Annotated in this window: 18 protein-coding genes; 5 read left to right on the top strand and 13 right to left on the bottom strand. The window is 42.5% G+C overall.

From position 1 onward, the window contains the following. Positions 1 to 32: 32 nt before the first annotated feature. From secF to DP117_RS08570, 6 genes are all read right to left on the bottom strand, one after another. Positions 33 to 1,019, bottom strand: a complete 987-nt coding sequence (gene secF, locus DP117_RS08595) for a protein translocase subunit SecF (RefSeq protein WP_169217903.1) — start codon at positions 1,017 to 1,019, stop codon at positions 33 to 35. Then, positions 1,016 to 2,431 (bottom strand): protein translocase subunit SecD, encoded by a 1,416-nt coding sequence (secD, locus tag DP117_RS08590; protein WP_169217902.1) that lies wholly within the window; start codon positions 2,429 to 2,431, stop codon positions 1,016 to 1,018. Before secD ends, secF begins: the two co-directional genes overlap by 4 nt. A gap of 173 nt (positions 2,432 to 2,604) precedes the next feature. Beyond that, positions 2,605 to 3,588 carry an alpha-ketoacid dehydrogenase subunit beta gene (locus DP117_RS08585; RefSeq protein WP_169217901.1) on the bottom strand — a complete coding sequence of 328 codons (984 nt, stop codon included), beginning with the start codon at positions 3,586 to 3,588 and terminating at the stop codon, positions 2,605 to 2,607. A 1,003-nt stretch (positions 3,589 to 4,591) separates the two neighbouring features. Further along, on the bottom strand, positions 4,592 to 4,936 hold the full coding sequence (locus DP117_RS08580; RefSeq protein ID WP_169217900.1) for a helix-turn-helix transcriptional regulator: 345 nt from the start codon (positions 4,934 to 4,936) through the stop codon (positions 4,592 to 4,594). Between the two features lie 376 nt (positions 4,937 to 5,312). Then, a complete protein-coding gene (gene hemB, locus DP117_RS08575; protein ID WP_169217899.1) occupies positions 5,313 to 6,293 on the bottom strand; it encodes a porphobilinogen synthase in 981 nt (326 codons plus the stop codon). 375 nt (positions 6,294 to 6,668) lie between these two features. Beyond that, positions 6,669 to 7,010 (bottom strand): DUF4870 domain-containing protein, encoded by a 342-nt coding sequence (locus DP117_RS08570; protein WP_169217898.1) that lies wholly within the window; start codon positions 7,008 to 7,010, stop codon positions 6,669 to 6,671. A 132-nt stretch (positions 7,011 to 7,142) separates the two neighbouring features. Between DP117_RS08570 and prfC the strand changes: the two genes are divergently transcribed. From prfC to DP117_RS08555, 3 genes are all read left to right on the top strand, one after another. Then, a complete protein-coding gene (gene prfC / locus DP117_RS08565; RefSeq protein WP_169217897.1) occupies positions 7,143 to 8,777 on the top strand; it encodes a peptide chain release factor 3 in 1,635 nt (544 codons plus the stop codon). Positions 8,778 to 8,800: 23 nt separating this feature from the next. Further along, entirely contained in the window at positions 8,801 to 11,077 is a 2,277-nt protein-coding gene (locus tag DP117_RS08560) for a zinc metalloprotease HtpX (protein WP_169217896.1), read from the top strand. An 840-nt stretch (positions 11,078 to 11,917) separates the two neighbouring features. Next, a complete protein-coding gene (locus DP117_RS08555; protein WP_169217895.1) occupies positions 11,918 to 12,418 on the top strand; it encodes an RNA-binding protein in 501 nt (166 codons plus the stop codon). Between the two features lie 72 nt (positions 12,419 to 12,490). On the opposite strand, the gene DP117_RS08550 is transcribed toward DP117_RS08555, so the two are convergent. From DP117_RS08550 to hetZ, 4 genes are all read right to left on the bottom strand, one after another. Further along, positions 12,491 to 12,883, bottom strand: a complete 393-nt coding sequence (locus tag DP117_RS08550; RefSeq protein ID WP_169217894.1) for a hypothetical protein — start codon at positions 12,881 to 12,883, stop codon at positions 12,491 to 12,493. A gap of 827 nt (positions 12,884 to 13,710) precedes the next feature. Next, on the bottom strand, positions 13,711 to 13,959 hold the full coding sequence (locus DP117_RS08545) for a hypothetical protein (protein ID WP_169217893.1): 249 nt from the start codon (positions 13,957 to 13,959) through the stop codon (positions 13,711 to 13,713). Positions 13,960 to 14,269: 310 nt separating this feature from the next. Next, complete coding sequence (locus DP117_RS08540; RefSeq protein WP_169217892.1) at positions 14,270 to 15,250, bottom strand: PatU; 981 nt, start codon at positions 15,248 to 15,250, stop codon at positions 14,270 to 14,272. Beyond that, a complete protein-coding gene (gene hetZ / locus DP117_RS08535; RefSeq protein ID WP_169217891.1) occupies positions 15,243 to 16,433 on the bottom strand; it encodes a heterocyst differentiation protein HetZ in 1,191 nt (396 codons plus the stop codon). The genes DP117_RS08540 and hetZ overlap by 8 nt, the downstream gene beginning before the upstream one ends. A gap of 205 nt (positions 16,434 to 16,638) precedes the next feature. Between hetZ and DP117_RS08530 the strand changes: the two genes are divergently transcribed. Further along, a complete protein-coding gene (locus DP117_RS08530; protein WP_169217890.1) occupies positions 16,639 to 17,112 on the top strand; it encodes a hypothetical protein in 474 nt (157 codons plus the stop codon). 111 nt (positions 17,113 to 17,223) lie between these two features. On the opposite strand, the gene sds is transcribed toward DP117_RS08530, so the two are convergent. Continuing rightward, entirely contained in the window at positions 17,224 to 18,195 is a 972-nt protein-coding gene (sds, locus tag DP117_RS08525; RefSeq protein ID WP_169217889.1) for a solanesyl diphosphate synthase, read from the bottom strand. A gap of 1,187 nt (positions 18,196 to 19,382) precedes the next feature. Between sds and DP117_RS08520 the strand changes: the two genes are divergently transcribed. Further along, positions 19,383 to 19,565: a hypothetical protein gene (locus tag DP117_RS08520; protein ID WP_248277588.1), complete on the top strand. Its 183-nt coding sequence runs from the start codon at positions 19,383 to 19,385 to the stop codon at positions 19,563 to 19,565. Between the two features lie 56 nt (positions 19,566 to 19,621). On the opposite strand, the gene murI is transcribed toward DP117_RS08520, so the two are convergent. Next, a complete protein-coding gene (gene murI / locus DP117_RS08515; protein WP_169217887.1) occupies positions 19,622 to 20,482 on the bottom strand; it encodes a glutamate racemase in 861 nt (286 codons plus the stop codon). 126 nt (positions 20,483 to 20,608) lie between these two features. Beyond that, the gene (locus DP117_RS08510; RefSeq protein ID WP_169217886.1) at positions 20,609 to 22,621 is read right to left on the bottom strand and encodes an N-acetylmuramoyl-L-alanine amidase; all 2,013 of its coding nucleotides are present in this window, start codon (positions 22,619 to 22,621) and stop codon (positions 20,609 to 20,611) included. Positions 22,622 to 23,070 lie beyond the last annotated feature (449 nt).

The raw sequence follows: 23,070 nt of genomic DNA, 5'->3' as shown, positions 1-23,070 counted from the left end.
GTGGGGAGGTGGGGGGAGTAACTAATGACTAATTAGGAATTATCTGCAGGTGCGTCGATGGATTCTGTTACACTCTGAGGTGGCGTTGGTTTGCCTCTGCGTTCTCGCCACCAAACTAGAAGAGTGCTGGCAATGAAGATACTTGAATAAGCCCCAGCTGCAAAACCAATAATCAATGCCAAGGCAAAATTTTTCAGTGTTTCTCCGCCAAATAGGAAGATAGCAAATAATGTCAGTAACACTGTTAAACTTGTGTTTATTGACCGTGTGAGGGTTTGGTTGACGGCATCATCTACAATATCGGCAATGGGGCGATTAGGATTTGTTTTGAGGGTTTCGCGAATGCGATCATAAATGACAACAGTGTCGTTTACTGAAAAACCTGTAATTGTTAACAGAGCGACGATGAAAAGGCTATCTACTTCCGTACGTAGTGTTAACCCTAAAATCGAGAAAATCCCTACTGTGATTAAGACATCGTGAAATAGGGCGACGATCGCAAACACGGCGTAATCCCATTGGAAGCGAATAGCCATGTAAATCACAATACCAATAAAAGAAACGAGCAGAGCGATTAAACCAGACTTCAACAATTCTTGCCCAAGAGTCGGACCTACTGTATCAATTTGATTTTTTTGCTGATCGAAAGCGCCTATTTTTTCGCTTAAAGCATTTTGAAGTTCGCTCCGTTGCTCTGGTGTTAAGTTTTTTGTCCGAAGTAATATGCCGTTTTCTTTGCCCGTTTCTTTATCGGTGACAACTTGGATACTGCTATCACCCAACCCTCTTTCTTGTGCGACTTCCCGCACGACGTTGATATCTATTGGTTTGTCGCAGTTGTTTGGCTTGGTACAATCCCGTTCAAACTGTAAGCGTGTACCACCAACAAAATCCAAACCAGGACGCAGGGGAGAACCAATTTGTTGCCAAGAAATCACCATTGAGATGATACCAGCAAGAATAACGATGGCAGAAACAGTCCACCAGAGCGATCGCGATTTACTAATACTTAGTTTCATCTTGCCACCTCTGCCTTATTTGTCATTGGCAGGTTCGGACAGAAAAGTTCGCCTTTGCGCAGCGCAGGGAAAGAAATCGCTAAAAACATCAATGTACGACTACAGGTAACTGCTGTAAACATACTGACAAGTACACCTAAAGCTAACGTGAGAGCAAAGCCTTTCACCAAGCCAGACCCCAACCAGAACAGTGCGGCACAAGCAATCCATGTTGTGACATTACTATCTAAAATACTAGAAAATGCTCGGTAAAAACCAGATTCCACAGAACGATACAGGGATTTGCCAGCTCGCAATTCTTCTCGCGTACGCTCAAAAATGAGTACGTTAGCATCAACTGCCATACCGATACTGAGGATGAATCCAGCAATGCCAGGAAGAGTTAAGGTAACACCCAGCAAAACGAAGGTAGCATATGTCAGTAGGGCGTAGATGACTAGAGCAATATCAGCAATCAAACCAGGTAGTCGATAGTATACCACCATAAATATTAAGACTAAAACCAAACCACCGATTCCGGCATAGATACTACTTTGGATGCTGTCTTTACCCAAGGTTGCTCCGACTGTACGGTTCTCAACGATTTCCACGGGTACGGGTAATGATCCACCGCGTAGCTGCACGCCTAAGTCGTTGGCTTCTTGTGCTGTAAATCGACCTGTAATCACAGCTGCTCCTCCAGCAATACCGGATGCAGCGAATTCTGGACCTACGGTAGGAGAACTGATAAGTTCATTATCTAGGAAAATACCTATGCTGCGTCCAGTACCGGCAAGTTGCTTTGTCAGTTCCGCAAACAGTTCTCCACCCTTATCATTGAAGCGAATGGCTACATTCCAGTTGTTACTTTGGGTTGGTTCACCGTAGGCGTCTTTCAGGTATTTACCAGTCAGTGGTGGATTTGTGCTTTCAAATAATTCAGCGATCGCCTGGTTATTCTTTTGTAGTTCTTGCTGATTTTTCTCAATGGCGGCTTTGTCGTTACCCTTTCGCAGTTCTGCTTGCTTTGCTTTCAATTGTGTTCTTGACACTTGAAACAGAGTAAACAGTTGAGTTTCTGTATTCGGCTTTTGTTTTTTGAACTCTAACTGCGCCGTACCTCCAAGAATCCGTTCTGCTTGCTCTGGGTCATTCACTCCAGGTAATTGGACTAAAATTTTGTCTGTCCCTGCAGTTTGGATCACTGGTTCCGAAACGCCTAAACCATTGACACGACCTTCGACGACTCCTTTGACAGCTTCTAATTCTCGTTCGGTAATTTGTTTAATTTCTGGTGTTGTTTTTACCTGAATGGTCAGCTGCGCACCTCCTCGCAGATCTAATCCCAGAGGTACAGGAATTTTGGCAATTGCCGCAATGGCGGCAATTACCAATACTAAAATCAAAGCTAATAGCGATCGCTGTCTTTGCATACCCTTACTCGCTGCGACAAACGCTATGATAGCGTTCTTTGGAAGAGTTTTAAGAGTTTTGAGTGATGACTTTTACAAAGGATTGGGGATTGTTGGTTGCGAACTTTCGCTGTTAATATTCTACACAATCAACCATTCACCACTGATGACTAACCAGTCCCCAATCCTAACTCTTAAACACGTAAAGCGACCATCTTTTCCACAGCTTCAACTATTTGCTCTGGTTGAACAATGGTTAATCTCTCCAAATTCCCATTGTAAGGCGTAGGAATATCTTGTGAAGAAAGCCGTAGCACAGGTGCATCCAATTCATCAAATAAGCGTTCGTTAATGGAGGCGATTAATTCCGCTCCAATGCCCCCTGTTCTCATGCACTCTTCCACTATAATGACTCGATGTGTTTTTTGTATAGACGCACCTATTGTATCAAAATCGAGTGGCTTTAATGATATTAAATCAATCACTTCTGGGTCATAACCTTCTTTTTCAAGTGTTTTGACCGCTTGCATCACATGATAGCGCATTCGTGAATAAGTCAGAATTGTCACATCTTTTCCACGCCGTACGACTTCTGCTTTATCTAAAGGCAGCAGATATTCTTGTTCTGGTAAATCTTCTTTCAAGTTGTAAAGCAGAACGTGTTCAAAGAACAATACTGGGTTATCATCACGGATAGCTGATTTGAGCAATCCTTTGGCGTTGTAAGGTGTGGAGCAGGCAACAATCTTCAACCCTGGTACAGCTTGGAAGTATGCTTCTAAGCGCTGGGAATGTTCTGCGCCTAACTGTCTACCCACGCCTCCAGGACCACGAATCACCATTGGAATTTTAAAGTTACCGCCAGAAGTATAGCGCAGCATTCCAGCATTGTTAGCGATTTGGTTAAAGGCAAGCAGCAAAAAGCCCATATTCATGCCTTCAACGATTGGTCGCAACCCTGTCATTGCTGCCCCAACAGCCATACCCGTAAAGCTATTTTCGGCGATTGGGGTATCTAGAAGCCGGAGTTCGCCATATTTTTTGTATAAGTCTTTAGTGACTTTGTAGGAACCGCCGTAGTGTCCTACGTCTTCACCAAGAACAAATACAGTTGCGTCATGTGCCATTTCTTCATCAATGGCTTCCCGCAAAGCGTTGAAGAACAGTGTTTCTGCCATTAGACTTTTATTGCGATTACTGTTTTAGAATCTTAACGCGCATCTGCTCCCTAATATGGTGAGCCAACGCACGAGTTGCTTAATGTCTATTTACTTTTAAGGAAGAGATTTTTGGGGGAGAATGCGTGATCACTTCGCCCTCGCACGGTTGCTTTCGTCATCACAACTCGCAGTTTGGAGTTGACGTACTCCCCTGGCTGTTAAGATATCGCTGCGCTCATCTTAACAAAAAGCCAGGGGATTCTTAAAAGTTGTTCCATTAGCGCGCTGTTGCCGTGCTGTTACACCTTTCTTCTTGTTTCTTGGACTCTTGACTAGAGCAGCCTTGTGACTTACTCCCCGCCAGACCCTCCGGGTTCGCCAGTCGCCTGCGGAGGGAAACCCTCCCGCAGCGCTGGTCTCACCGTCTCAACAAGCATTTTAGTTTTACATCTAAGAGGCGTCCCCCCTCGGATGGGTCTAAAAATTCAGTTTATTTGCCTTTTTCCCAGAAGCCAGTGTCATTATCGGTTTGCTGGGCATGGAAGCGGAAGACTTTCCTACAATGGTTTCGCGTTTTAACGCGCTATATACAGTATGACACGATTATTCATACAAAAGTTCCAACAACAGAAACAAAGGGATTTATCCCTTTGAATCGGGTTTCATCCGACGCATTGTCCCCGGAAAAATAAGCCAGCCCTTGTTTTGATTTTCCGTGGAATAAGACGGGTACGCGTAGTAATAGGGCTGGCTTATTTTTCTACGTGTAAGACCCTCGCCCCTCCTTAAAAGGTAGGGGTTCTCACCCTCCCATTATGTTTTGATAGACGACAAAAAAAGTGTGTCTCGTTCCAATACTTGTCGGTTAACGATTATTGAGGTTCCACAAACCCGGTAACTCTTGTGAAACTGGGTTTCTAATTTTCGCTGAACCGAACAGTACTGTGTCTCGTTCCGCTTAGGCGTGTTAGCAAAGTGGTGCGTTAGCACGACTTTAGCTAAAACCGGCTGTAAATTGAACTTAATATCCAGCTTCCTTTAAGTGGAAACTTGGCGACTCTGTAACTGGATTCACCTGAGTCACCTGATTCACTCCACCAGACGGATTAACTGAATTTTCAGGAAATCTTCTGGGTCTTCCTGGTTTACGTTTATGTCGCTGATTTATAGATTTTTCACTTGCAGCAGCCAGCTCCTCTGGTGTACATTTAAACAAGCGTAATGCGTCTAAATATTTTTTGGGTGTCATAGTAGGCTCTGTGCGCCCTGCTTCCCAGTTGCGAACACTAGTTTCACTAATTGCAAGCCTGAAGGCAACCTCTGCACGGCTAAGTCCCGCACGCTCTCTCAGGACTTGCATATCCATACTTCATGCTCCCTTTCCAAAACTATAGTACTTAATTTAATAAATCAATTGACGTAAAAAAGCCAACTGAGGATTATTTCTTAACTATATTATTTTATAATCTATTAGTTACGTATCTGGCAAACGGGCGATAACCCTCACCCCTTTAAATTTCTGTTTTTCAACGTTTGGGGAAAAGCAGTCTCTTGCGAAAGTGTGAGTTTATGTGTCATGGAAAAAGTCTTGCATTCAAATTTATCTCCCAATAACAGGATAATCTCACACCTAACCACAAAGACACCTAGATTGGCTCTGAGCCTTTGCAATTTTGTGTGAGATTATCAGCAAAGTTATCAAAACTTTATTTTGTTGTGACACTTGAGGTAAAAGTCACCACCTATCGTAACCACCGCGCCGCATCTTTGGCATGGTATGTTAAAATTAGATCAGCCCCGGCGCGTTTGAAGCTGGTGAGAGTTTCCATCACCACACGCTGTTCATCAATCCACCCGTTTAAAGCTGCAGCTTTAATCATGGCATACTCACCAGAAACGTTATAAGCTGCAACAGGTAAGTTACAAGCTTCCTTAACGCGCCAAATAATGTCCATGTATGCCAAAGCTGGCTTCACCATCAGCATATCCGCACCTTCAGCAATATCCAGCGCGATTTCTTTTAAAGCTTCGCGAGAGTTACCGGGATCCATTTGGTATGTCCGGCGATCGCCAAACTGTGGAGCTGAATCTGCAGCATCCCGAAATGGACCGTAGTAAGCCGAAGCATATTTAGCAGCATACGACAAAATCGGGGTATCTTGGAATCCTGCTTCATCCAAAGCGCTACGAATCGCTTGTACAAATCCATCCATCATCCCAGAAGGAGCGATGATATCTGCCCCAGCTTGTGCTTGAGAAACTGCTGTTTTTCCAAGTAAATCCAGAGTTGGATCATTCAAAACCCGTCCGCTTAAATCACCCACTTGTAGATAACCACAGTGTCCGTGACTTGTGTACTCACACAGACAAGTATCAGCAATCACTATCAAATCTGGTACTGCTTTTTTGACTGCAGTCGCCGCTTTTTGAACAATACCGCAATCATGCCATGCGCCAGTTGCATCAACATCTTTGTCTGCAGGAATACCAAACAAAATAATGGCAGGAATTCCTAAATCATAAACTTCTTTTGCCTCTTCTACTATTTTGTCTATCGAAAGTTGGTAGACTCCAGGCATCGATCTGACTTCATTGGCAATTCCCTCACCTGGTACGGCAAACAGAGGGTAAATTAAATCATTTGTATTTAGAACAGTTTCGCGTACCATACGGCGCAATTGTGGGTGGGTACGCAGACGGCGAGGGCGATGGGTAGGAAACATAAATTTTTGTGAATTCAGTAATACAAAATGGACACAAAACAAAACGTTACAAATAGTAGGACAAAAACGCTCTGTTGTTAGACAAACTACTAACAAACTACTTAAAGCGCTGAACTGTCATGCCATTTGCGGAACAAGGGAGAGACCTCTAAAAACGCTGTGGTCTCTGTGCCCTACTACTTGTCACGTTGTGGAGTAATTTTGTATTTTACAGCTATTTCGTCAAACAAATATCTTAAAAATTACCTTTATTTCTTCCTGTGGACGTAATTAAAAATTAATGGTGATGTGAGGGCAATTCGTCCAAAATAAAGGTCCCATTAGTCTACAGTTTTTTGATGAATGACTAACGGCGTTAGAGCTGATGATAGATAACTAAAAAACCCGAAAAATAAAAGGATAGCGAAAAGGTTTATCTGGATCGCTAATAACATGAAAAACAGCCCAAATTGTCAGTCCCCAATGGATGAGAAACCATAAACCTGCTAGTGGTAACAGCACACCTAAGGTTATCCAAGTCAATGCTGTAACAATCGCTCCATAAAGCCATACATTAAAGTGGAAGTTAATGGATTCTTTAGCATTTTCCCTCACAACTGGGTCTTCAGACACAAAGAGTATAGCAATGGGTAGACCCACAGACACCAAGGTAGCGCTCAAGAAGATTGCACCATGACTCAGTGCTGATAAAATTTTTCGCTTGTCTGGATCGTACATTCTTTTTCCTCCCTCAGTAGTTTGGTGATACTATAACGACCCTATCATGAGCATTGTTGTCTTAAGATGAAAAGACTTACTAAAGTTGGAAAAAGTTAAGTTAAGTTAAGTTACAAACCATCAAATAACATTATGTCTACTGAACTTCAGTCGGAACTGCACAAAGCAGTTGATCGCCGTCGCAACTTTGCAATTATTTCTCACCCAGATGCTGGGAAAACGACACTGACAGAAAAATTACTACTGTACGGAGGAGCCATTCATGAAGCTGGCGCAGTGAAAGCAAGACGGGCACAGCGTAAAGCAACCTCTGACTGGATGGCAATGGAACAGCAAAGAGGTATTTCGATTACTTCTACAGTATTGCAGTTTGAGTATCAAAATTGTCAGATAAATTTGTTAGATACGCCTGGACACCAAGATTTTAGTGAAGATACCTATCGTACCTTGGCAGCGGCAGATAATGCTGTGATGCTGATTGATGTGGCAAAAGGTTTGGAACCTCAGACACGGAAGTTGTTTGAAGTGTGTAAGCTGCGTGGGATACCCATCTTCACATTTGTGAATAAGTTGGATCGTCCAGGAAGAGAACCTTTGGAACTGTTGGACGAAATTGAACAGGAATTGGGCCTCGTAACTTATGCTGTTAATTGGCCTATTGGTATGGGCGATCGCTTCAAAGGTGTGTATGCTCGTGAGAAACAACAAATACACCTGTTTGAAAGAAGCGCCCACGGTAGTCGCGAAGCCCTAGATACAGTCGTTGACTTAGGCGATGCGAAAATAGAAGAACTTTTAGAACAAGACCTTTACTACCAACTCAAAAACGATTTAGAACTTTTAGAAGGAGTGGGACCAGAATTAGATTTGGAATTGGTTCATCAAGGCAAAATGACACCCGTTTTCTTTGGTAGTGCCATGACCAACTTCGGAGTAGAGTTATTCTTAAGAGAGTTTCTTGAGTATGCTCTCAAACCAGGTCCTCATAATAGCACCGTTGGTGAAGTTACCCCAATATACCCGGAGTTTTCTGGGTTTGTCTTCAAACTCCAAGCAAACATGGATCCCAAACACCGCGATCGCGTCGCCTTTATTCGTGTTTGTACTGGTAAATTTGAAAAAGACATGACTGTCAATCATGCCCGCACTGGCAAAACAATCCGCTTGTCTCGTCCACAAAAATTATTTGCCCAAGAACGGGAATCAATAGATGTTGCTTATGCTGGTGATGTGATTGGTTTGAACAATCCTGGTGTTTTTGCAATCGGCGATACTATTTACACCGGACAAAAGCTAGAATATGAGGGGATTCCCTATTTCTCGCCTGAGTTATTTGCAGTTCTGCGTAACCCCAACCCTTCTAAATTCAAGCAGTTTCAAAAAGGTGTTTCTGAATTGCGCGAAGAAGGAGCTGTGCAAATAATGTACTCCGTAGATGAAGCCAAACGCGATCCGATTTTGGCAGCAGTCGGTCAGTTGCAATTTGAAGTGGTACAATTCCGCTTACAAAACGAGTATGGAGTCGAAACTCTGCTAGAAATGTTGCCTTACAGTGTCGCCCGTTGGGTAGAAGGCGGCTGGGAAGCGCTGAATAAAATAGGACGCTTATTTAATACAACTACAGTCAGAGACAGCATGGGGCGTCCAGTGTTATTATTCCGCAATGAATGGAACTGTCACCAATTACAGGAAGACCATCCAGAATTGAAACTCAGTAATATTGCCCCCGTCGTTTCTGGACAACAACCGACAGATTCAAATAGTTAGTTGTTAAGAGTGAGAGAATATTTATGCCTTCACATCCTGAACCATCTTTGGAGGCAGGGTTATCCGCAGTCAAGCAAGGAGATTACCAAAATGCGATCGCCACTCTAGAAGCAGTCGCCGAAAGAGATGGTAACAGTAACATTGGGTTACAAGCACAGATTGCCTTAGTTGTAGCTTATACGAAAAGCGGTAATCTCCCAAAGGCGATCGCTTTATGCGAAACTCTCACTCAAAGTCAAAATCTCGAAGTACAACAGTGGGCAAATCTCACCTTAGAGCAGTTGACACTTCCCCGTCAAGTTAGTAACGTGACGAGTTTAGTGCCTCCTGAAAAGGAGAAAAAGACAGAGGAAGCAGAGGAAGCAACAGACAAGCAGACAAATCAATTCAAACTTCAAAATCGTGTAGCGTTGCCAGCCAAAGCCGCGAGGCGAAGCCGTGGCGGGAAGCGACGCAATCTCAAAATTCAAAACCTGGAATCTTCCTCTACTTCCTCATCTTCCTCCACTCCCTTAACTCACTCTCTTCCTCCTTCATCTTCCTCTACAAATGATGAAAAATCTCAACTACTGACAATTCATTGGCGACAAGCAACAAGAGCAAAGACTTGGCAACAAAAGCAAAAGCTGAACTTAATACCCTTTCGGCTGCTGATACTAGGAACGTTTATTGCTCTGTTTTGGGTGATACGAGAACTCGTTGTCTTAATAATATCTTTTCTCAACACTATCCTCGTAAAACTCCCGTATTTGGAACCGATACAGCTTTTGTACGCTAATCCTACTTTATTCTTGCTGCTTGTCCTGCTTATCTTATTAGGTTTTTCTCCGTGGTTGCTAGACCGAATATTGACAGATTTCTATGGTCAGCGAAAACTGGAAACAGACATATTAAATCGGTATAGTCAAGAAGCTGTCGAAATTTTACAACGCCATTGCCAACGACAAGGTTTGCAGTTACTTAAGCTGGGTGTTTTGCCATTAACGGCACCTTTGATACTGACTTATGGTAACTCACCTCGTACTGCTCGAATTGTGGTGAGTCAGGGGTTGTTAGAGCAACTTGCAGATGATGAGATTGCTACAGTGTATGCCAGTCAATTGGGGCATATCATTCATTGGGACTTTATTGTTATGTCTTTGATATTAGTTATAACAATCCCAATCTATAAAGTATATCAGTTTTTTTATCAATGCGCAGACAGAACAACAGTAAGAATCTGGCGTTGGGTTGTGGGTATTATGGCAAGCCTCGCCTATGTCGTTTGGTGTTTGTTGAGTGGAACTGGATTATGGTTGTCTCAACTGCGGCTCTACTACAGCGATCGCTTGGCTGTTGACATCACTGGTAATCCTAACGCTCTTGTCCGTGCTTTACTGAAAATTGCGATCGGTATTGCTGGTGATATCCAAAAACAAGAACACACCAGTTGGCAGTTGCAAAGCTTAAATATAATATCGCCTGTAGGGTATCAGCAAAGTATTTGTTTGGGTAGTATTGCTCATAACACCACCTTTGAATCATTTTTGATGTGGGACTATCTCAATCCCTATCGCTGGTGGTTTGTCCTGAACAATACTCATCCTTTGATAGGCGATCGCCTGCAACGTCTGTTATCAATAGCCCGCTATTGGCATTTAGAAACAGAATTGAATTTGGTAAACCAAAAGCCTTTGAGGATTAAGAGTCAATCTTTTTTCATTCAAATTGCTCCCTTTTTAGGAATTTCTATAGGTAGTGTGTTTGCCATTCTCATCTGGCTTGTTTGGCAAACGACATATACACTGAAGTTTTTGAACTTAAAGTGGATATACGATGATTGGTCTTTTCTGACAGGTTGCTTCTTGATTGGATTTAGTATCGGTACATTAGTCCGGATCAATTCTTTTTTCCCAGATATAAAACCTAGTACGATTCAAACAGATGAGCGATTGCCTGAGTCGTTATCCAACCCAGCAGTCTTTCCATCTGATAGTATCAGCGTATGTCTTGTCGGTAAACTATTGGGTCGCCGAGGGACAACTCACCACTTGGGACAAGATTTTATCCTGCAATCCAGTACAGCTTCGGTAAAATTACACTATATCTGGTGGCTGGGAAAACAGGTCAATCCTCAGGACTTAATTGGTCAGCAAATTACGGTAACAGGTTGGTTACGACGAGGAGCAACACCTTGGATTGACGTTCACACTTTGCAAACTCATAACGGTACAACTATCTACAGTCCTCATCCCATTTGGTCTACAGTTTTAGCTGTTGCAACAGAGGCTTGGGGAGCTTACATCTTGTTAAAAGGTTAGTCAAGGGCTAGGAACGGTTAAGAGTCAATTCTCAGTAGTTATTTTACCAAGAAAGAACGAAGACGTCAGTCGCTCCTAAGCTGTGAATGACCTAAGGCTCGCGCCTTCAAAATCTTCTGCCCGGCAAACTTCACTAGTGTACGACGTCTAGACGAGTCAGATCTCAAAAAAGCGAATTTCTTCGTAGAAAAAACGAAAAGCGGAGAATTATAATTCCTGACTTGGTGACTTGGTGACTCCTGAATTCTGACTCCATAACTTCGCACAGCGATTTGTAAATAAAAGTGGCGCAAATCTCAATAAAATGTTACTATTCTTAATGAATGCAGCCAGAATTGATATACTTTGGTTACCAAACTTAGTGATCGCTGCGGCTGCTTGTGCCTATATATACTCTTTTTCTCCCCAACACAGCACTTAATCAGCCATCAACTGGCTGGTTTTTGTTTATGTAACACTAAACTTTAGAAAAAGTGTATTTTATGCTACCATGTTATGATGCTATTGCTAAAAATGTCTAACCTGAACTAGCTGCGTGTAAAATAGCGTGATAATGTAGGGAATAGTGTTTAATTCTTTAGAGAAAAAGTGTAGAAGAACTTTCCAATTGTCAGCAGTAGGCTGTAGAATTCAAAATTCTTAGAATAAAGGTGTCATTAGAGTTGTGCGCTTTTGTATTAAGCAAGCTTTATCCTGGTAAAAAACTGTATTGTATAGGTTAACAGTTTGGAGAGAAAAATTGGTTGATGGCAGCGTTGGTCAATAATATCTATCGAAAGCCAGAGCCAAGCTACTGTTTTTTGCCTGGTCGTTTTCACTTAACTTGTGGAGGTGTCGTTCATGTCCGTTCGCCTATACATAGGTAATTTGCCCAAAGAAGAAATAGATCGTCAAGATCTGCAAGCAGTTTTTGCAGCAGAAGGCGATGCTGTTACGACTAAACTGATTAAAGACCGAAAAACCGGCAAATGTCGTGGATTTGGTTTTTTGACAGTAAACAATGACGAACAAGCAGACCAAATTATTGAAAAGTACAATGGTCACTTGTTCAAAGAGTCTCCGATCAAACTCGAGAAGGCATTGCCTCGTACAAAAGGAGAGGAAAATAGCGAGGAGCAACCTGCTAAAGTTACTAGTCATGCCACAACTAGCAACCCTAGCCCAGCTCCAACAAAAGAAAACAACCGTAAAGAGAAAAACTCTAAGAAGTCTCGTCGTAGTGGCGGTGCCAGAGAAAATACACCAGCCGCGAGTACGGATGAAGCTATTCGTCCAGATCCAAGGTGGGCTAATGAGTTGGAAAAACTCAAGCAAATGCTCGCTGCACAAACGACGAGTTAATCCTTATGAAGGAGAGATTAAAAATTAAAAATCAAGCTTTTTTGATTTTTAATTTTTAGTCTAGATATCTCTTTAACTGTTAAAGGGAAGCTGTAACCATAGTTGTAAGTGCGATCGCAACTGTTGGGCGAAATATGACCGCTGAGTATACTTTTCTGTGCGAATAGGCTTGCGTTCTGGATCGAGCGTCCATCCATAATCGCTACTCAGACGTAGTTTATCTTGCCAGTCTGAAATGGAAACAACAAGTCCAGAAGCAGGACTATTGTCTATACCTTGTACATGAAATACATAGTTAAAAGTATTTTGTTTACCAGGTGCGACAGTGGAAGGTTGACCGCATTCTACCAACAGTCGCGATCGCACCTGTTCAACCAAACCTGGTTTTTCCAATTCTTCCAGAGTGCGAACTGCTAAAGTTAAGACAAAGTAAAATTCTTCAACAGGAACAAATTCTAGTAGCATAGAGTATCTTTCAGAAGATTGTTACAAACTAGAGTCGTGACATCCTCCCCCACTATACCTGCAAGGCTATAGTGGGGATTTTGATCTGTTGTTAGAATATCTGGGTTTTGCGAGATTTACCAAGACAGAATCTTGCACAACCAACCAACAACGAAAGATTGATCAGCATTTGGAGAATTCGCCTCCGTTAAAAGCAGTGAGCCTGAATACAATAAAGGCAGCGGGAGAAAGAAGGAAAAATACGATCAGTTCACACAGATATTTGTCACAGGCGATACAGACTGCAAGTTAGTTCTATAAATTGGTTAGCAAATTGGAGTTTTTTTTTAAATTAGTTTTTATATGTACTACTATAGATAGAGGTACATTGTCAGCTTTATAAGCTAGCGATAAACAAATTAACTGCAGTAAGCGTAACTTCTTGATTTTTCTGTGTCTCCTAACCGGAAGCCTGAGAACAATCTAGTGCATGAGATTGTCACCCAGTACCAAAATATGGAAAGACTGCATTTGTCTTTTCAAAAAAGGTGGATTCAGCGGAGTTTGTACAAGTCTGGTACGAGTTGATTAATCAACGCTGATGTCAACGGAAGTTTGAGTATTGGACACAAAGTCATTCCTAACTTTATGGAGGGAATAGAGGGTAATTTCTAAAAATAACAGCAGCACTGGGGCGGATGCAAAAGTATAACTCAGCATAGCGGCAACACCAAGCAATACTAACCTGATAACATATGGAGTATCCCGAGTCTTAAGGGCAAGGCGTATCAAAACTAAACATTTGGAGTTGTCATGAATCACTCCATTTGGGTTTGCCGCGTGTCATTTCAATCACCAAAAATCGCCCCAAGAGAACCCAGTGCTGCCAAAATTTCTATGGAAATACAGAACTGAACCGAGACATTAGAACTGTGGCGACGATAGTAACTCCAAATGGCGTTTACCGTCCAAAGCGGTAGCAACCAAAGACTGAATCTAGTTTCAGTAACAGTGCTCGTCGCCACAGTTCTTACACATACAATGACCAACGCTAGCACAAGCACCTGCAAGGTAATCGAACCTTTCAGTTCCATCAATAGCGACGTTTCCTGCATATTTTGCCGCTAGAAAAGACTTGCAGGTAGACGCCAACTTAATCCTGGCTCCTGAATCTGTTGAACATCTTAATGAGAAAGCAGTCTATGGGTATGTAAGTCAAGCAATGATATGGACGCTACAGATACAAAACGAGTCGGTCAAACCACACTCGCAAGTATTTTTCTCACAACAGCTTTCTGTAGACGCCCTAATGATCGCTTATGTAAAAATGAGGGTTTTTCAAAACCAGGACATTCATTTGATATTAATGGCGTTTATCAACGTGATTGCTAGCGATGGCAAACTTATTTACACGGTGGGAACAATCACAAATAAAAGCGACCGTTGGTCTATTTCTTTTAACTGAACTTCCAAGGTATAAGTCTGATTTGGTTGCGTGTTATGTAATTCCACACTCAAGCATCCTGGGCTGGATGACTCAGCTATTGCTTGCGAGGCATCTCCTTGGAGCTTTACAACCGCTTTAGAAGGCAGCTCAGTTTGAACTCTAAGCTTCGTTACTTGACCTTGAGTTTTATATTCTACCTTCAGGGTAATAATACCTAGACTCGTTAGCCATTGCCTTTCGACAACAGGATTGCTAACTGAAACTGGTAGAGTAAGATTTTCTAGCAGTTGTTTTGCCGCTAGCAACGAAAGCGCCATCTGTTGCCGTGGCTGTAAATCTGAATAATCATTCTCTAGATTCGGCATAGTTTCTAGAGTATCCACAGAACGAGAAGGAGTTCTTAGCACTAATCCTGCTAAGTCATTCAATGTTTGAGAATCTTCAGGGAAGAGGCTGTCTACAGCCTGAACAAGTTTTGCCCCTAATGGCATAGAAGAGGCAATCATCGCCTGACATTTCTCGAGCAAATGCTGGAAAATTTTTTCTGGTAGTGGAACCGGCAGATTCAGCTTAGATAGCTGTGCTGCCCAGCTCCAAACCGGAACTAACTCAACCAGCGGTTTGTCTACGCACTCAGGATAGTCTGTAAGTTGCGTTTCCCAAGGGAATAACGGTGGGTGGTTTTGAATTTGAGTTTGTAGCCGACGCTTAAGGACGGCTTGAAAACGTTCTTGCACAGTAGGAATTTCTCCCAGTTGAAAGGTTTGGGGTACGCATTTTAACTCAAAAGCGCCACCGTTTGAGGTGGCGGCTGTTTGATGAAAATGTTTTCCCCCTTCATTGTCCTCACAATTGACCAATTTTGGATCGTTAGTTTGGGCATTTTTTGCCAACAACCAAGCGATTAACTGGTGTTGTGAGGATTCTGAGTCACTATTCATGAGTCGATGCACCTGATCCGGAAATTAAGGAGTTACGAATTTCCCAAGCTTGTTCAAGAATTTTAAACCACTGTTTTTGCATTTGTGCCATTGATAAGCCCAAGGTTTTAGCAATTTTTTCATCGGGCTGACCTTGTTGTTTCAACTCCAGTAGAGAGCGTTGTTTATCGTCCAGTTGAGTTGTATAGACTTCCCATTGCTGAGGAGTTAAACCCAAATTTGTCTGCAAATCTGCTTCTAACCACTCGTGAACTAACTCCCAACGATGCAATAAGGCAAACCGAATTAAATGGTATTTAAAGCGCTGCTGCAAATAATCCCGCTGGCGAGCAGTTAAGCCCAATATAGACTCTATTTCCTGCGCTGATAAGTCCTGAAGGCGTAAAGCAAAGTAATCAGCACAATCTGATTGTTGCCGCTCTTCTAAATAACTTATTAGTTCAGTAATCACGACGGAGCGTAACGTGTCTTCTTGGGGTTCTGGCTCTGGTTGTGTCGCCATCGCACTTCGCAATTGTTGCACCGCAGGATCTTCCCAAGAGCCATCCGCTTCGTTACCACTACCTTCTGCTGCTTGTTCTATATCTACGCAGGTTTCTGGCGGTTGTTGTTGAGAAAATGTTTGCGCTCGAAGAATAATGAGCTGTTGTTGACGTCCTGGTAAAGGAATCCTTCTCTTGGCATAGCGTTCAGTGAATGCCATGTATTCTGCTAATTCTAAAAGTGTTTGAGGACGATAGGTTGTGCCTAGTTGATTCTCTCGTCGGCAGGCGTTTAATGCCTCCAGGTAAAAACTCTGCAAGAAATCTTCGATGACGACAAGCCGCCCTTGATAACTTAATTGCCTTTGGGGAGGATTAATGTAGCGATAAATAATCGCACTCAAAGTACTGTGTAACTCTACTCTGCCCCGATTGGAACCCAGCTCATAGTACCTCAAACACTGTTGTAATCGATGTCGGGCAAGGGTCATTGCAGAATTTTCTACAGTACCAGCAGCTTGGATACGCTTGCTTTCACTGCAAATTCTATAAACCTCGGCAGCAATTCGTGTTGCCACATCACGGCAATTTTGCTCCGAAGCTTTGGTTGATTGCTGAAGCTCCTTGAAAAGGAGTTGAAATATCGCCTCCACGCCGATAGAACTGACTCCCTGAATTGTTATGGTTGCGGCTGAATTCATAGTCTGGTGTTTAGAAAGACCCTAACATACTTGTGTACCACCTGTAAGACTGAGGGTATTGAGTCGAGGATTTTACGTACAACTCAAACGTACCTAAATCGTGTGTTATGGAATTAGGCTTAATTTACAATTGCCAAATTTCGTTTGATTGTTCGCTTTTCATAGATGTTATTGCCACTACCCATTCTTCAGTTTACAGGTCATTATGGACTTAAAAGCACAAATTCAATTGCTAATTGACAATGCACCCCAAGATGGTGTTACTCCGCAACTTGTCACTGCAATCGCTCCTGTCCTTCACGCGATCGCTCAGAAATTACGTCATTCCCAGTACTATATTCTCCAGAACATGGAACAGAGCTGGGTTTTGACTACATTGAGCAACCGCGCAAATCCACAGTTGGAAAAGCGCGTTATTTATGCTTTCCCTACAATACAGGATGTCCCACACAGATCATCTGCTGGGCTTGACCCTCAATTGATAGCTGCACCCATCCCTGTCATTCACATTTTGTTCCAATTGGTAGCAATGGAACCCGTAGATAGTATAGTTTTTTTTGAAACTTCTGGCATTCCCACTGACTCAATCGAAGTCCAACGAACCGACCTGCAACACTTAATTCAACAACAGTTACAGCAAAACCGAGTCAAAAAACAAATTCCTCCAGATATTGCCTAACAAGAGCAGTAGGAGCCATATCAGGAATTAGACTTAGCAGGTTAGGAGGACAAGGAGGCAAAAACCTCCCTTGTCCCCCAAGTCTGTCTTCTCTGGGCTTCCCCATTTCTCCTAATAAAGTCTACTCAGTACGTAATCAGCCATTTTCATCAGGGCTTGCCAAGAATCAGAAGGTGGCAGATCACAAAGATGCTCAACAGCGAGCTTTGCATGGTGAGCAGCTAAGTCTCTTGAGCGCTGAATACCTTGACTATCGTTTATCAAGGACATAGCTTGCTCTAAGTCGCCTTTGTGGGCAAACTCTCTGTCTATCAAAACTTCCAAATATGGTTTTTCTTCCAATGCGAATAAAACTGGCGCAGTTAAATTACCACTTTTCAAATCCGAACCTGCTGGTTTACCCAAAGTATCTGTCGAACTTGTGAAATCTAAAATGTCATCTACTATCTGGAATGCCAGACCAAGATGACGTCCATAGCTGTATAAATGTTCAGCTGTTTCTTGGGAAACGTTGCTCAATAATCCAGCTGCTTTTGAGCTATTAGCAATTAATGACGCCGTTTTGTAGTAAGTTTTTTTCAGGTAAGTGTCAATTGAAATATTTGTGTCGAAGCGATTCAAGCCCTGCTGAATTTCACCAGTAGCCAGATCCATAATCACCTCCGACAGAAGTTTCACCACCTCCAAATTGTCAAGATTGGCTAGATACCAGGAAGATTGAGCAAAAAGAAAATCTCCTGCTAATATTGCTATTCTGTTGCCAAATAAACTGTGAACTGTTGGAACACCGCGTCGTATCTCAGATTCGTCTACCACATCGTCGTGTACCAAGCTTGCTGTGTGAATCATTTCCGTAATCTCAGCTAAGCGTCGGTGACGAGGCGTGATGTCTTGTTCAAGCATAGTCGCCCGCGATATCAGGAGGACGATTGCCGGTCTTATGCGCTTTCCCCCAGCTCCAAATAGATGTTCGGCTGCTGCAAAAAGAATGGGATGACCGTTTCCAACTAGCTGTTTCAAATTATCTGCTAGTATTTGCAGGTCAGCTTCCACTGGGGAAAAAAGGGAGGTGGCTGGGGTCATGGATTGGCAGACTCTGGCTTTAGTTACGAAAGTTTACATATCCTACACTCATTTTAAGATAACCCTGTGCCAGCGCAAAGTTTTCATGATTGAAAAGAATACAGAATGGGTGAATATGCCCGTTTGATCACTCGTACTGAAAAACTGCAGTGGCTGATTATGCTTCGCGCCTCACCAGTCGCCTGCTGCGGAAAGCTTCTCCTGTAGCGCGCTGGACTGACTGTTATTCGCGCCACTTCACAAGTGGCGTAGTCGGTTATTCCTTTTCATAAGGACCGGAGATTTATTTACCCGCTATGTGCCTGAGTTCTTTACTTGGTCAGCAAAATTTTGATACTGTTCTTTATTTTCTATGTATATAGAAAAATATACTTTTGCGAATCCTAGTATATTCTCTAATAGTTGTGATATTTTGAGCACTTGTTGTTCAGGAATCATAGTTCTTAAGCAGTAGACAAAAGCTTTTCATCTTTACCAAAACTTCATTTTATACTGTAAACTATTTAAGTAAAGGTAAAAACTACCCCTAGAAAGTCCTACATCCTTTACTCATCACCTATGACACACGACTTATTTTTTCAAAAAAGAATTTAGCTAATTCTTGTATAACTCATACTAGAAAATTTCAAATTTAGCAGAAGAATTAGCGAAAAAGTCAGGGTCCTTGTGTTACGCTAAGATCAAGGGATTTAAATTTTTTGGGATATTCATACCACTGGAAAAAAGTACCCAATCAGTATTTTTACCTATCTAGTGTTGTGATTCTGAATAAAGTATCGCGGACTGTCATCAAGAGATATATCTCGTTGGTTAAGGTCTCGGTATCCGAACCTCTAAAGTTAGAACCATGCGCTTCTCCTTGAGGGGAAATGCTGTGTTTGATTAGCATAGCAAGAGCGCAAACCTTACGCAACAAGGTAAAGTGTTTGCGGGAAAGTGCAGACTAGGTAGACTGCTTCAACAGTGTTTCAGAATTGCTGTTTGGTAATCTGACTGCTGTTGTAAGTGTAGTTTGCAACAAAAGTTAAATATAAGTAAGTTTAGCGCAGAGAGATAAAACTCTACCTATAGTTTTGCATGGAAAAACAGCCACCAAAAATTCAGTTTGTGTTGCTGTCATTTTGCTAATGTTATTCGATTTTATATTTATTAAACAGAAGTGTTGGTAAAAAATGATTTACGGAGAAATGCCTACTATGATTTTTATATTAGCTTCCGGTTATTTGTTAGCAGTTTATCTCCTATTAGCTCTAGCAAAGAGAACGGGAAAGAAAACCACTGCAACAAATGTTTATTTGGCTTCTCAAGGAAAGTACCAGCGAAAAGCCACAGTCAGACCAAATGTGACTGAAGCAACAGGTCTTCATTAGTCATTAATCATCAGTCAAAAGTCAAAAGACTTTGACTAATAGCTAATGACTAGATGTTATTTACTAGAAACTGCCGTATTTGTTAACTGCACTGCCTGAACAACAGGGCTACAACCCAACCATTGTACAGAGGATTTCGCGAATTGCTGTGGACAACCGCTGACGGCAAAGTAAGTTGGCAAAGGTGGATAGGTGTTTCTTAAGCCCAAGATATCTAAATCTTGGGCACAAGCACCAACGACATATTCTGCTGGATCAACTAGCTTCACGTATGAAGGCAGAAGCGATCGCAAGATTGGTGCCAACAGAGGATAATGAGTACAGCCATAGACCAATGTGTCTATCTCGTGCTGTAATAACGGTTCTAAATATGAGCGTGCCACTTCTACTGTGTAGGGATCATGAATGCGGTTTTGCTCAATCAGCGGTACAAACTCTGGACAACTCACTTGCCAGACTTGGACCTGGGGATTTATTTCTAGGATAGCACGGCGATAGGCATTGCTTTTGGCTGTCGCGGGTGTCGCAATCACACCAATGCGCTTTCCACTTTGTACTGCAGCCCTTGCCCCTGGCAGGATAATGTCGAGGATTGGTAGAGAAAACTCTTCACGTACTGCCTCCAGCGCCAGTGCAGAACTGGTGTTACAAGCCATGACCACCATCTTAACACGCTGCTGTTGCAGCCAGGTGAGAATTTCACGCATAAATTGTATGATCTCTGCTTGCGAGCGAATACCATATGGAAGCCGATCTGTATCCCCAAAGTAAATAACTGATTCGTTTGGGAGTTGGCGGTAGAGTTGACGTAGTACTGTTAAACCACCTACACCACTGTCAAAAATGCCAATTGGGGCACGTTGGGGTGCTTCAGAAAAATCGTCAAGATTGCCTTCAAAAGGAGAAGATGGAAACACGGGCAAATATCGTTAATGTGGTAGTTGTTAATTGTTAGCTGCTACGAGCTTTATTCATGATTTCTGAGTAGTTAGCTGGTAGTTGTTAGTGGTTAGCTTTTCTCACGACTACCCACTACCCACTATCTATCTTTGGCGCAAGTATAGTAGTATACCATTAGCAATCGCCTCTGCCATGCGATTTTGATATTCAGGGCTTCCCAGTCTAGGATTATCCTCCTGACCACTCATGTAACCTGTTTCTACTAAAATCGAAGGCATAGAACTTCTTCTGAGAACGTAGAATCTTGCTTTGCGTACTCCTCGATCTCGCAGAGTCGGGATACTTTGGAGAATGGTATTGTGGACGACACGAGCTAGATCGAAACCGCTGTCATAGTAATAAGTCTCTAACCCATTCACGTCAGGGCGACGAGCAACAGAATTCGCGTGAACGCTGACAAATAAATCAGCATTTGCTTGAGCTGCCATGTCTACCCGTCCCTGAAGGGTAACGAAGTAGTCAGTATTGCGTGTTAGTACAACTTGTACACCATTTTGCTGTAAAATTGATGCTACTCTTGTGCCAATGGATAAAACCACATCTTTTTCCAGCAGTCCACCTAAACCTGGAGCGCCAGAGTCTTGACCTCCGTGTCCGGGGTCAATAGTGACGACAACACGCCCATTAGGTACCCGAGGGCGCTGCTGTGGCTGTGGTATGAATGAGGGATTGTTCGTGATTGGCGGTAATGGTCGTGGGTTTGATCGTGGTAAAGGAGGTAAACCGACACGAGGAGTTAACGGAGAAAACGAGCGTTGTAATTCCAAAGACAAAAGCTGACCACTCAGTTGATTGAGTAGCCCAATTCGAACTCCTGATGCTGGTTGGATGTAGACAGCAACCGTACGGGGGTCTTGTTGTTGCAGGCGGATGCGCAGAACAGGGCTACTCGCATCAAAATTTGGACCTCTAACGCTAGGAGCTAACTTAGCATTGGGAATGATGATGCGATATAAACCAGAAGCCCTATCCCAACCACTATTGGTAGATGAGAGAGGTTGATCGCCTCTAATCAGCAGTTGTGTACCAGTAGCACTCAGTTCTACAGACTCAATTGTAGATAGTGAATTACTAACTGGTGGTGAGATGAGGTTGGAGTTCCGGGGAGTGAAACTCTTAGAGTCTGGGTTAGGAAGTGAACTACTACTATTATTATCTGTACTATCTCTGGACAATTTGCTTGTGTCACCATTTGGCAGAATGATCAAGCCACCGAAACCGCCAAAACTACTCACGCTTGCTCGCCAGTCTGGGCTATTTCTGTCTACCAACAGCGTCATACGAACACCAGATGGTGTTGTGTTTAATTGAGTGAATTCAATACGCTTAATACCATGCTTATTGACTGGTCTATTTTGCTGCAAGAAACGTGGTGAGAAAGTAGCACCAAGTATATCGATGTTAATGGCACTTTTGTCAGAGCTACGAAATGTCTGGATTTGAGGATTCCCGCCATTTGTGCGAACATACAATCCATCACCAGTCACACGTAAGCTTTCAATTTGAGTTAATCCTTGAGTGTTGTTGAGCTGTGTTTGTTTTTGGGTCGGTCCATCTATAGTAGTATTGACAACTGTGTCTTCACTTGGTGGACTACTCTTGACACCTATATCTTGAGCGGTTGTCGAGTCAGAACCAGACCTCACTACGCTGTAGACATTAAAAGAAGTGTTTGGAGAAGATGAGGCGACTTGTTCAACTTGTGGTGTTGGTAATTGCACCATCCAGTTATTAGAACTTTTCCCCTCAAATTTCACCTGCTTTGGATCGAGGGTATAACCTGGACTCAGTTCAATGATTATACGAGTTGTTCGTCCATCAAACTCACTGACACGAATGGTACGAATTGAACGACTATTTACTGGCTGAATCAACTGCGAACGTCCAGGATCAGTTTCTGGCAAATCGATAACCAGTCGCGTGGGATTGAACAGGAGTTGCGCTTGAGGTTGAACAGAACCTTCGGTGTTGATTTCTAATCGGTTTTGACTCGCATCAAAACGCCAGAACTGTAGTTTTGCCGCTTGAGCTTGCGACTGTAGCATGAAAATAGTAGTAGTTGCAACAGTAATAGGTAATAACCAATTTATTTTCACAGTCTTTTCTCCTGATTCATACTTGTGAGAGCTGTCAAGATATCAAAGTTTCGGAAAATCCTCACACTATCACCGCTCAAATCCTAGCTGCAAATTACGTTGTTAGTTGGTATAAAAATGTTATCGCGCTCAACTGTGACATGCTCCTCTCAGTTTTTGTATGCCTTTATGGCACAAAAAATACAGTTTGCAAAGCATTAGGTTACACCAATTTAGAAATCATAGAATAGTCAATTTTGGTCATTCTTCCTTAACTTTGTGAGAACTTTATATGAATTTGTGTCATTCCTAGATATCTTAGAGGGTGTCAGCTCATAAGGTAAAGGAAACATATTGTCTAAAATCAAATCCAAGGTGTAGGACTTGTCCTGTTGCTTAGAGTCGCTCTGTGACTTCCTTTGGTTCCTTTTTGAACAAAGGAGAAATTTATTTTAGAAACCACCCATATA

It is taken from the genome of Brasilonema sp. UFV-L1 (genome assembly GCF_012912105.1).
Lineage (GTDB): Bacteria > Cyanobacteriota > Cyanobacteriia > Cyanobacteriales > Nostocaceae > Brasilonema.
This window is presented reverse-complemented; position numbering and strand designations above follow the sequence as displayed.

Coding starts and splice junctions, on each gene's coding strand:
- hetZ (WP_169217891.1), bottom strand. CDS start 16,433: ATGAATTCAGCCGCAACCATAACAATTCAGGGAGTCAGTTCTATCGGC.
- DP117_RS08520 (WP_248277588.1), top strand. CDS start 19,383: ATGCCTACTATGATTTTTATATTAGCTTCCGGTTATTTGTTAGCAGTT.
- secD (WP_169217902.1), bottom strand. CDS start 2,431: ATGCAAAGACAGCGATCGCTATTAGCTTTGATTTTAGTATTGGTAATT.
- DP117_RS08560 (WP_169217896.1), top strand. CDS start 8,801: ATGCCTTCACATCCTGAACCATCTTTGGAGGCAGGGTTATCCGCAGTC.
- sds (WP_169217889.1), bottom strand. CDS start 18,195: ATGACCCCAGCCACCTCCCTTTTTTCCCCAGTGGAAGCTGACCTGCAA.
- hemB (WP_169217899.1), bottom strand. CDS start 6,293: ATGTTTCCTACCCATCGCCCTCGCCGTCTGCGTACCCACCCACAATTG.
- prfC (WP_169217897.1), top strand. CDS start 7,143: ATGTCTACTGAACTTCAGTCGGAACTGCACAAAGCAGTTGATCGCCGT.
- DP117_RS08530 (WP_169217890.1), top strand. CDS start 16,639: ATGGACTTAAAAGCACAAATTCAATTGCTAATTGACAATGCACCCCAA.
- DP117_RS08540 (WP_169217892.1), bottom strand. CDS start 15,250: ATGAATAGTGACTCAGAATCCTCACAACACCAGTTAATCGCTTGGTTG.
- DP117_RS08570 (WP_169217898.1), bottom strand. CDS start 7,010: ATGTACGATCCAGACAAGCGAAAAATTTTATCAGCACTGAGTCATGGT.
- DP117_RS08555 (WP_169217895.1), top strand. CDS start 11,918: ATGTCCGTTCGCCTATACATAGGTAATTTGCCCAAAGAAGAAATAGAT.
- DP117_RS08585 (WP_169217901.1), bottom strand. CDS start 3,588: ATGGCAGAAACACTGTTCTTCAACGCTTTGCGGGAAGCCATTGATGAA.
- DP117_RS08580 (WP_169217900.1), bottom strand. CDS start 4,936: ATGGATATGCAAGTCCTGAGAGAGCGTGCGGGACTTAGCCGTGCAGAG.
- secF (WP_169217903.1), bottom strand. CDS start 1,019: ATGAAACTAAGTATTAGTAAATCGCGATCGCTCTGGTGGACTGTTTCT.
- DP117_RS08550 (WP_169217894.1), bottom strand. CDS start 12,883: ATGCTACTAGAATTTGTTCCTGTTGAAGAATTTTACTTTGTCTTAACT.